This is a genomic window from Alphaproteobacteria bacterium (assembly GCA_025800285.1).
Classification (GTDB): Bacteria; Pseudomonadota; Alphaproteobacteria; order JAOXRX01; family JAOXRX01; genus JAOXRX01.
Genome location: JAOXRX010000062.1, coordinates 106,934 through 116,690 on the forward strand (window position 1 = coordinate 106,934; position 9,757 = coordinate 116,690).

The window sequence follows — 9,757 nt, forward strand, 5'->3', positions numbered from 1 at the left end:
AATTCTCCTTAAGATTCGTATTCTTCATCAAATTCATCTGGGAATTCAGGTTCATAAGAACCATCAGATATAGCATCTGCTCTTCTCTGTTTATATATAGATCTCATTGTTGAATAGAAATCTATAGATGTTTCCTTTAAAGAAGATAAAGTTTCTATATTTTCTTCTCTAAGAGAAAGCCCTTCTAAAGCAGCTTTAGTATATACAATACCATCTCTATCAGTGTTATCAGCATATATATTAACAGGATCTGTATTCCATGTTACACCCAGACCCGCTGTATCTCTAGCATTTGATGGTCCTAATATTGGTAACACAATATAAGGCCCTGCTCCTACACCCCATGTTGCAAGAGTTTGACCAAAATCTTCTTTGTCATTATCTACTCCATAACTTGTTGCTACATCAAATAAACCTGCAACACCAACTGTTGTATTAACAACAAATCTACTTAAATTAAGACCTGCTCCCCCGATATCTGCTTGTAATAAATTATTAGCAAAATATAAAGGTTGCTTTAAGTTATCTAAGAAGTTTTTAACAGATTCTCTAATACTTTCTGTTGTTATATATCTATAACCTTTAGCAGCTGGCTCTATAACATACTCATCAAGAGTATTGTTAACTGACATCATGCCTCTGTTATAACCTTCAAAAGGGTCATAAACTTCAGAATTACCTGAAAGTTCATGTGTCCCTGCACAAGCTGATAAAGATAGCATTCCCGCTATAACAATAGACTTTTTAAAACTTCTTTTCATAACATTATTCTCCTGTTTTAATTTTTTCAAATAACTCTTTTACTGTTGGGATAAATCCATCTTTATAAAAAGGATCTTGCCCAAATTTATAAGCTGAATGTCCTGAGAACATTAAATACTTCTCAACATCTCCACCATGAGCCATTGCTTGTAAAGATTTTTGAATACAGAATGATCTTGGGTCTGGCAATCTGCCTGTAGATTTTTTATCTCCTTGAGCGAAGTTTGAAAACATACATTGAGATAGACATCCCATACAACCAATTTGATCTTTTTTAATTTCATTAGCTTCTTCATCTGATACAAACACAATAGTATTATCAGGAGTCTTCATAGCAGTTAAGAACCCTTTAGCTAGCCACTCTTCAGCTTTTGAAGCATCTTCTTGAGTAACAAAATATTTTCTTCCTTTTACTTCTATTTCTACACTTAAATCTTCATTTGCTTCATTAGTAAAAGATATTTCCCTAGATTTTCTAGCATATAGATTTTTCATAAACTCATTATTAACTGCTGAACTATAAAATCCTGTTGGAGAAAACTTATTTAAAACAATATCTCCATTTTTAAGACTCATAAGCTTTTTATGCCAATAATTACCAACTGGGCTTTCTTTTGTTAATAAAGGTCTTGTACCAAATTGGAATGCAATTTTTCCAAGCTCTTCATTTTCCATATAATCTTCCCAATCTTTTAAGTGCCAAACACCACCAGCGATTATAATCGGAACATCCTCCATACCTACAGAATTTAAAACTTTTCTTAGCTCTGCAACTCTACCGTATGGGCTTTGAGGAACATTTGGATCTTCGCTATTAGATAAACCATTATGCCCACCAGCTTTCCACGGATCTTCATAAACTACTCCACCTAAAAATGTAGGGAATTTTTTATAAGATCTTCTCCATAAAGCCATAAAAGCTCTAGCTGAAGAAACTATTGGAAAGTAAAAAGTATCGTGAGAAGCACAGATTTCTGCTAATTTATAAGGCATACCAGCTCCACAAGTAACTCCATTGATAAGATTTTTTACTTTACTTAGAACACCTTCTAAAACTTCTTCACAACCGCCCATTTCCCATAAAACATTCATATTTACTAAACCCTTGCCATCTGCTTTTTTATGAGCAATTTTAGCTTGAGCAATAGCTCCATCGATTGCATATTTAATTAATTCTTTTTGTCTTTCGTATCTATTTTTAGATTTGTAAACTTGTGGGATAGGATTACCATTTTCATCATAAGACTCGGCATTAACACCTGAAAAAGTCCCTACTCCACCAGCATTAGCCCAAGCTCCTGCTGTTTCTCCAGAAGATACAGAAATACCTTTTCCACCTTCAAATAGAGGCATAACCATTTTGCCACATATTTTCATCGGTTTTAATTTTTCCATCATTTTTCTTTCTCTTTTCTATTAAGCTCTTGACATCAATACCTTAGGGTTATCTGATATAATACCATCAACTCCAGCAGATATTAATTCATGAGCAGTTTTTAAATCATTAACTGGCCATGTCTTTATAGCAAAATTATTTTGTTTACACAAGATAATTTTTTCCATCTGATTAAGCTGTAATCCCATTAAATGGAAATTAACATAATCAGCATTAGCCCATTTTGCATTTTTCAACCAATCGAATTCTACTCCATAGCTAATGTAGCCGGTTATTATGTCTGTTCTTTTTTCTTTAATATATTTAACAATTTTTTCATCAAATGACGATATAGATAACTTTGTTCTATCACAATATTTATCAACCATTTGTAAAAACATGTCTATTTCTTTATTTTTTAATTTTTTGTCAGCTTTAACCTCAAGATTAACAATCAAGTCTAGCTTATTAATTAATTTCAGAGCAGCTTCTAAAGTAGGTATTTTTTCTCCTTTAGTTTTTAGCTTTGCCAATTCTTCAAACTTCATGTTTCTGATAGACTTTTCTCTTGAATACTTTTTACCCTTAACTGTTCTGCTGATTTTAGGGTCATGCATTAATACAGGAACGGAATCCTTCGTAAACCTAACATCTATTTCCACACCATGAGCTCCATGCTCTGCAGCTGTTTTTATAGCCTTTAGTGTGTTTTCAGGAGCTCCATTTCTAACACCTCTGTGCCCAAGAACTTCTGTATTTTCTATTAAAGAGTATTCAACTCCATTAATTTTTTTACCACTTCTAAGTCTTCTTCTTAATTCTGACCTAGCGGGATTTGCTAACATGCTCAAAAAGAACATAAATAGAACAGCAATCGCTAGATGTCCAGAAAAAAGACTAGCTAATGCTACTTTTGCAGACAAATTAAAATATTTAAACCTTTTGCCTGTTTCTGGGTTATTTAATCTCAAAGAGAAGAAGTGTTTAGTAAAGTATTTAACTTTATTTTTTTTATTTTGTTTTTTCAAATTCATATCTCACTTTTTTTATTTATTTTGTTGGTCAGATAATAGAACACTTTCTAATAAAAGTAAATAGATTTAAAGAAAAAAAATATACTTTGTTTTTGAATAACATAAGTTTTTATAAAAACAGATTTTTATAGAGTAAAAATTTTTAAAAAAGCTTATTTATAATAACCATTGCTATTTATAAAAAACTATACTATAACCGTTACCTAATCAAAAAAAGCTCTTAAAAAAAGAGCTTTTTTTGATTACACTATAAAGAAAATAATATCTTATTTCATATTAGGGATAGATATATCTAAATGACCGTTTTTACAAAATATTACTTTATTAGCTCTTTGCTTTGTTATATATGAGCAAATTTCATTACTTATATCTGGCGATGTTAAGTTTAACTCACAATCTCCATCTGAACAACCACTACCGACACTCAACCTTGATAACTTGTTGTTTTTTAGGTCTGGGGCTCCAAAGAAATCTCCACCAGAAGCATAATGCTCTTTTGTTTCCATTACATATTTATCTATGCTTTTTAGAATTAAATCCGCATCCTTCATACTGTTTCCAGCCAAAGCTGGAGATGCAACTAACAATACAATTAAAAATAATATTTTTTTGTTCATAAAAACTCCTTTATAAAAATTAACGCAAACATATTATTGTAATAACCTAGATTAATTGTCAAGAGAAAAAAACAATTAAAAGTTATCTTTATTTATTTTAATTTCTGAAAGATTTTTACTAAGTCTCGATAACAAACCAAATCTAGCATCCAAATAAACATAACACTGAGGAGCTGTAGTTCCAAAACTTCTCAAACCTTCTAAACTTAAAGGATTATCTACTTTCCAAATTTTTTCAATTATCAAAGCATTTTTTGCTTTTTTACGACCTTCAATAAAATCTAAACTTCCATGTCCACCAACTTTTCTAATTTCTTCTAAATCTTTTGCAGGAGCTTTCAAATCTAAAGCTAAAGAAACTTCACGGTCTCCTTTTACATATACAAATGCTCGAGTGCTACAATTCGGATAAACTTTTCTAAACTCTATTTTCTTTTCCCCTGATAATATCATTTTAACTGTTTCTTCATTTAAACTTAGGAGTAAATTTTTTCGATTTTCAAATAACTCTACCTGCATAACATCTCCTTATATTTTTTAACATTAACACATCTTCTATAAAAACACTCTATACTAAAAAACACTCTGTTTTCACAGAGTGCTTTTTAGATTTTAAGATTATTTATTTTTTAAGTTCTGTCCATTCTCCAGATCCTATAGTTCGATTTATATTAGGTCTTTTAGATAAGACTTCTCTAACAAATTTTTCTTCTAATACAGGTGATAGATTGATCAATAATGGTATATTAACATTACCCGTACTAGTTAATAATTGTTTTCTAAGACTTTCTTGACCCTCTGGGGTGCTTGCATCTACTTTTCCAGCTGCTGTTTTTATAACATTTTCATCACTATCATTTATGACAATCCTTATAAGCCTTTCTTGACCCTCTGGGGTGCTTGCATCTATTTTTCTAACTACTTTTTGCCTTACTCTCCATGAGTCATTTTTTGTGGCAATCCTTATAAGCCTTTCTTGACCCTCTGGGGTGCTTGCATCTATTTTTCCAACTGCTCCGATCCTTGTATTCTCATATTTTGAGTTTATGGCAATCCTTACAAGACTTTCTTGACCCTCTGGGGTGCTTGCATCTATTTTTTCAACTGCTCTGAAGCTTGTACCCTCATATTTTGAGTTTATGGCAAGCCTTACAAGACTTTTTTGACCCTTTGGGGTGCTTGCATCTATTTTTCCGACTGCTTCAAGGCTTGTAATCTCATGTTTTGAGTTTATGGCAATCCTTATAAGACTTTTTTGACCCTCTGGGGTGCTTGCATATATTTTTTCGACTGCTTCTTGACTTACTCTCCATGAGACATCTTTTGCGGCAAGCCTTACAATTGTTTTTTGACCTTTTTTTGTTTTGGCATTTCTATTTTCAATTGCCAATTTTCTTACAGCTACATCTAAATCCTTTTTTGCAAGCCTTATAATTGTTTCTTGACCCTCTGGGGTGTTTGCATTTATTTTTTCAACTGCCAATTTTCTTACTCTCCATGAGTCCTCTTTTATGGCAATGCTTCTAAGGCTTTCTTGACCTTTTTTTGTTTTGGCATTTATTTTTTCAACTGCCAATTTTCTTACTTGCCATGAACTATCCTTTTTTGCAATCCTTATAATTGTTTTTTGACCTTTTTTTGTTTCGGCATTTACTTTTCCAACTGCCAATTTTCTTACATCTTCATTTGAATCCTTTTTTGCAATCCTTATAATTGTTTTTTGCCCCGCTGGGGTGCTTGCATCTATTTTTCCAACTGCTCTAAGCCTTACTTCCCATGAGGCATCTTTTATGGCAATCCTTATAAGACTTTCTTGACCCTCTGGGGTGCTTGCATCTATTTTTCTAACTGCTTCAAGCCTTACTTCCCATGAGTTATCTTTTGTGTCAATACTTATAATCTCATTATCTGTTAATAAATCGTATATTTTTTGTAATTCCATCTTTTTTCCTTATACTAATATAATTAAAACTCAAAACTATAAATACATTATATCACAAAAACTGACATTATACAAACACTATCTTTCAATCATTTCTTTCATCTTCATTTGTGATAATTTCTTCATCATCTGCTTGTATAGGATTATTACTAGGAGGACCTGGGCTTATAGTTGGAGCAATGCTAGGTGGGAAAAAGAAAGACAGAACCTTTATTGGAACTTTTAAAGATGGTAGAAGATTTATGGCAACAGCTGATAAAAAAACCTACATGTCTCTGCAAATGGCATCTTTAAATAATTAAAGTCTTATAAAAAATATATTTTAAGAGTGTCTGTGGAATCGATACAGCGCCCTATTGTCTTTTGCATTAATATCATACCTAATGTGCGGAGAGACCGCCCTAAGAGCCCCACATACCTCCTTATAGGAGTATTCCCCACTATTTAGCATTATATGAACATGAGGCATTTTTTGAAAAAAAATTTTATCTAATAAGGTTTTGCTCATTTCGCACTTATAATAATTTACATACTGTCGTTCACAGCCTTTGGGAATTGCCATTATTAAAGATTATCCATCGTATATGTTGCTGGCACAGCTACTTAGAGCCATCGCTATTAGCATTATTAATAGCTTTTTTGGTTTTCTTAATAAGTTCATTTGATTTACCCTTTGCTTTGTTTGCTCCTAAATTTTGACCTTCAACTAATCCTACCAATTTACGAAGCCTATGCTCCTTTGCTCGTTATGGGTGGTTGTTTTCCCAATCCCCCCCAGTAATTTGAGCGATTTCTTCGGCAAGAGTTGTTATTCCTAAATCTACTCTCTGTTTTGCTGCTTTAATTTCTTTTAACTGGTCGATTTGTCCTCGAGGAGGCCCCATCCATTCTGTTTGCAAATATGCAGACCTCAAAAAAGGAGAACTAAAAAATCCCGGAGCCTATAAAATGCCTTTAGCAATTGCTTCTGTAATAACCATTTCATAAACTGGTTGACAAAATTGACTAGCAATCCAAGATCTCCTAGTTGAAAAGAATTTCCAAGCTTCCACAATTGCCGCCTGTGCCGCAAAATAACTTGCCGTAAAGTGTTTTATTAAAATCTCAAATAGTATTTCTAAAGCTACACCTATTTGTCTCAATACTGCTTGCACGAACGGATCAAAGGCTTGATTTGGTCTTTTAGGGTCGGCAATCTCAATTGCTTCGTTAGGTTGTAAATCTAAAATTACTCCCGGAGAAACCTTATAATCATTTCCTCGGTCAGGAGCTTTTTCATATAATAACTATAATAATTTAAAAGAATGGTTTAATAGCGATGATAATATAGATATAAGTAAAAACGAACATAAACAAGAAAGTCTATTCTCTACAAAAACATACAAACCCAATAACACCGAAAGAGCTAGATTTTTTCTTTTTAGTTTCTTAAAAAAAGAAGTATTTGATAAACATCAAATGGGAATTAAATTTAATAATTCAGAAAATAATGGATTAGAAACACCAGCATACAATAAACATAATAGTATATCATTTTGGTTTTATAAACCACAAGGTAATTACGATAAAGCTCCTACTAAAACATCACACTAAAAAATTTATTGATTTTATTTTTAATATGTTCTTTGATTTTAGTTTTTCTTAAATCAACATCATCTGGATACTCTAATGGAATAAAATCAATATAGTAATTATTATCAATAAAGTATTTAGGAAGAAGTCTTAATTCCATTCTCTTTTTCGCTTTATAAATTTTAACATTACCAAATTTATCATCTATCATATTTTTTACAAATACACTACTTTTAGTAGAACGACTATTATTAACTTTTAAAAACTCTTCTGTAATTTTCTTATAATCTACTTTTGTCATAAACAAATAATATTTATTTTCTACTCTCATTAAAAATATGTAATATATCAAATCAATCTTTTGATCTTCCACAACTTGTTTATATTTAGAGGATAAAATCTTAACCCATAAATTCTTTATTTGATTAAATTTACTAGTTTGAAATAATTTATCAAGATTCTTTTCTGCAGAAAACTTTTGAGCTAAAGAAGTTTCTCCACTTTCAGCATTTTTTATATTTCCATCTTTATCTAATCTAACAGACATAGATTTTATATCCGCTAAAAAATCTTTTGTTTTTATATCAACAGGATAACTTCCTGCTCCAAGAGGTTCAGCATCAAGAGCTTGGACTATCCATTGCTCCATATTTTCTTTAGTAACTTGAAATTTTAATCTTTTTTGCCCAACCTTACCTTCAGGATGAGAAAAACTATTCATTTTTAAAAAATAATTAACTACCTCTACCGCTTTTTTATCAAAAATTTTCTCTATTTCCTTCTTTTTTAAAGGTTGTAAAACAAAACTCATATATTTTTCCTTATTATACAGCTATTCTTTTAGCTTCCTGTTGAGGCATTGCAAATAAATCACAAACCTCTTTATTAATTGATTTATGCTCTAATAGTGTTTTTATATTATCAGCAATTCTTTGAATTACGGGAACACTAACAGCATTTCCTATTTGTTTATACAAGTGACTATTTGCCATACCTTTAGGAAATTTGTAATCTTTAGAAAAACCTTGAAAACGAGAACATTCTCTAGGAGTTAATTTTCTAATACCATAATCGTCTAAGATTAAAGGAACATTATGCCCTCCTGTTCCCATATTAGCTGTCAATGTTGGGCATAAATTGCTTTTATTTTCACGAACATATACTCTTCTCCATTGATATATAGTATCCCTATTAGTCATAGCTTCTTTTAATATAGGATAGTATTTAGATTCATTATAATAAAATAATTCATCTTGCTTATCTTTATCTAGCATATCATGTATAGTTTTTTGTAAAGGAATAGCTTTAGGTTTTAACATTTCTGTTAATATAAATTCTGGTTTAGAAGTAATGTGAGATAATTCTTTATTTTCCTTATCAAAACCAATAATATATATTCTTTCTCTATTTTGAGGAACATTACCGTATTCACAACTATTTAGAACAAAATAAGAAAAAGTATATCCTGCTTTTCTCATTTCCTCTTCAATTACTTTGATAGTATTACCTTTATCATGAGATAATAAATTCTTCACATTTTCACAAAATATAACTTTTGGACGAATAGCTTTAACAAGCCTCATTGTTTCAAAAAACAAATCTCCTCTATCATCTTCAAAACCCTTCCTATATCCAGCAATAGAGAAAGCTTGACACGGGAAACCTGAAGAAATTATATCTACTTTTTCTAGATCATTAGGGTTTAAATTATGAATATCCCCCTCTATTAATCTATGGTTAAAGTTATTTCTATAAGTTATACAAGCATTTTTATCCCATTCATTAGCCCAAGCAACATCAAAACCTGCTTGTTTAAAACCTGAACAAACACCACCTATACCTGCAAATAAACTTCCAATTTTATACATATATTTTTCTCCTGTAAAATCATTATATATATTTTTGATTAAATGTCTAGGATTTTTTTGTCGGAAAAAAGTTTATTGCACCCAATTTGCACCGTGACCGACTGCTGAAAAAGCAGGGATTTGGCAGACGATTACAAAACATAAACCATTGTTTTATAAAGATATTTATTTTTAACTAATTAAAAGTCTATTTTTTCATCATTCGGAAACATAAGCTCTGCTTGATTTTGCACCATTTGTCGGAAATGTGTCGGAAAAATTAAAAATCGAGTAAAATTGAGCTAAAATTTGGATATAAAAAAAGCCCTGAAAGCTATGCTCACTGGGATTTTTATAATGGCGCGAGAGACGGGACATATCTTTTCGCCACGACACAAGTGTCTTCGCAAAAATCTATCTACGTCGCATCATAGATGCTCCTTTCAAAACCTTAAAAACGACGCCCCACGTCGTTTTCTTAACAGGTTTTGCCCTCTCAGGGTTCGAGTCCCTTGCTTCATTAAACAAAAAAGCACCCACAAGGGGTGCTTTTTTATTTAATGGCGCGAGAGACGGGACTCGAACCCGCGACCTCCTGCGTGACAGGG

The 9,757-nt window shown here is 31.5% G+C and carries 10 protein-coding genes and 1 pseudogene; 1 reads left to right on the forward strand and 10 read right to left on the reverse strand.

The window, feature by feature from the left end; genetic code table 11:
- Positions 1-8: 8 nt before the first annotated feature.
- The 6 genes from OIF36_03775 to OIF36_03800 form a co-directional block, all read right to left on the reverse strand.
- Positions 9-761, reverse strand: a complete 753-nt coding sequence (locus OIF36_03775; protein ID MCV6599580.1) for a VacJ family lipoprotein — start codon at positions 759-761, stop codon at positions 9-11.
- 4 nt (positions 762-765) lie between these two features.
- A complete protein-coding gene (locus OIF36_03780) occupies positions 766-2,157 on the reverse strand; it encodes a nitronate monooxygenase (GenBank protein MCV6599581.1) in 1,392 nt (463 codons plus the stop codon).
- A 21-nt stretch (positions 2,158-2,178) separates the two neighbouring features.
- On the reverse strand, positions 2,179-3,171 hold the full coding sequence (locus OIF36_03785; protein ID MCV6599582.1) for a glycerophosphodiester phosphodiesterase: 993 nt from the start codon (positions 3,169-3,171) through the stop codon (positions 2,179-2,181).
- Between the two features lie 266 nt (positions 3,172-3,437).
- Entirely contained in the window at positions 3,438-3,788 is a 351-nt protein-coding gene (locus tag OIF36_03790; protein ID MCV6599583.1) for a hypothetical protein, read from the reverse strand.
- Positions 3,789-3,863: 75 nt separating this feature from the next.
- Positions 3,864-4,307, reverse strand: a complete 444-nt coding sequence (locus OIF36_03795; protein ID MCV6599584.1) for a hypothetical protein — start codon at positions 4,305-4,307, stop codon at positions 3,864-3,866.
- Between the two features lie 103 nt (positions 4,308-4,410).
- Entirely contained in the window at positions 4,411-5,730 is a 1,320-nt protein-coding gene (locus tag OIF36_03800) for a hypothetical protein (protein ID MCV6599585.1), read from the reverse strand.
- Positions 5,731-5,840: 110 nt separating this feature from the next.
- On the opposite strand from OIF36_03800, the gene OIF36_03805 reads away from it, so the two are divergent.
- Positions 5,841-6,032, forward strand: coding sequence for a hypothetical protein (locus OIF36_03805; GenBank protein ID MCV6599586.1), 192 nt, complete (start codon positions 5,841-5,843; stop codon positions 6,030-6,032).
- 444 nt (positions 6,033-6,476) lie between these two features.
- Here OIF36_03805 and OIF36_03810 read toward each other — a convergent pair whose 3' ends face one another.
- From OIF36_03810 to OIF36_03825, 4 genes and pseudogenes are all read right to left on the reverse strand, one after another.
- Entirely contained in the window at positions 6,477-6,614 is a 138-nt protein-coding gene (locus OIF36_03810) for a hypothetical protein (GenBank protein MCV6599587.1), read from the reverse strand.
- Between the two features lie 57 nt (positions 6,615-6,671).
- Positions 6,672-6,989, reverse strand: a pseudogene (locus tag OIF36_03815) (phage portal protein).
- A 317-nt stretch (positions 6,990-7,306) separates the two neighbouring features.
- On the reverse strand, positions 7,307-8,113 hold the full coding sequence (locus OIF36_03820) for a hypothetical protein (GenBank protein MCV6599588.1): 807 nt from the start codon (positions 8,111-8,113) through the stop codon (positions 7,307-7,309).
- Between the two features lie 13 nt (positions 8,114-8,126).
- The gene (locus OIF36_03825) at positions 8,127-9,170 is read right to left on the reverse strand and encodes a DNA cytosine methyltransferase (GenBank protein MCV6599589.1); all 1,044 of its coding nucleotides are present in this window, start codon (positions 9,168-9,170) and stop codon (positions 8,127-8,129) included.
- Positions 9,171-9,757: the final 587 nt, after the last annotated feature.

Bases quoted from the DNA above. Each gene is read 5' to 3' on its own strand.
- OIF36_03775 (MCV6599580.1), bottom strand. From the start codon at position 761: ATGAAAAGAAGTTTTAAAAAGTCTATTGTTATAGCGGGAATGCTATCT.
- OIF36_03780 (MCV6599581.1), bottom strand. From the start codon at position 2,157: ATGGAAAAATTAAAACCGATGAAAATATGTGGCAAAATGGTTATGCCT.
- OIF36_03785 (MCV6599582.1), bottom strand. From the start codon at position 3,171: ATGAATTTGAAAAAACAAAATAAAAAAAATAAAGTTAAATACTTTACT.
- OIF36_03790 (MCV6599583.1), bottom strand. From the start codon at position 3,788: ATGAACAAAAAAATATTATTTTTAATTGTATTGTTAGTTGCATCTCCA.
- OIF36_03795 (MCV6599584.1), bottom strand. From the start codon at position 4,307: ATGCAGGTAGAGTTATTTGAAAATCGAAAAAATTTACTCCTAAGTTTA.
- OIF36_03800 (MCV6599585.1), bottom strand. From the start codon at position 5,730: ATGGAATTACAAAAAATATACGATTTATTAACAGATAATGAGATTATA.
- OIF36_03810 (MCV6599587.1), bottom strand. From the start codon at position 6,614: ATGGGGCCTCCTCGAGGACAAATCGACCAGTTAAAAGAAATTAAAGCA.
- OIF36_03820 (MCV6599588.1), bottom strand. From the start codon at position 8,113: ATGAGTTTTGTTTTACAACCTTTAAAAAAGAAGGAAATAGAGAAAATT.
- OIF36_03825 (MCV6599589.1), bottom strand. From the start codon at position 9,170: ATGTATAAAATTGGAAGTTTATTTGCAGGTATAGGTGGTGTTTGTTCA.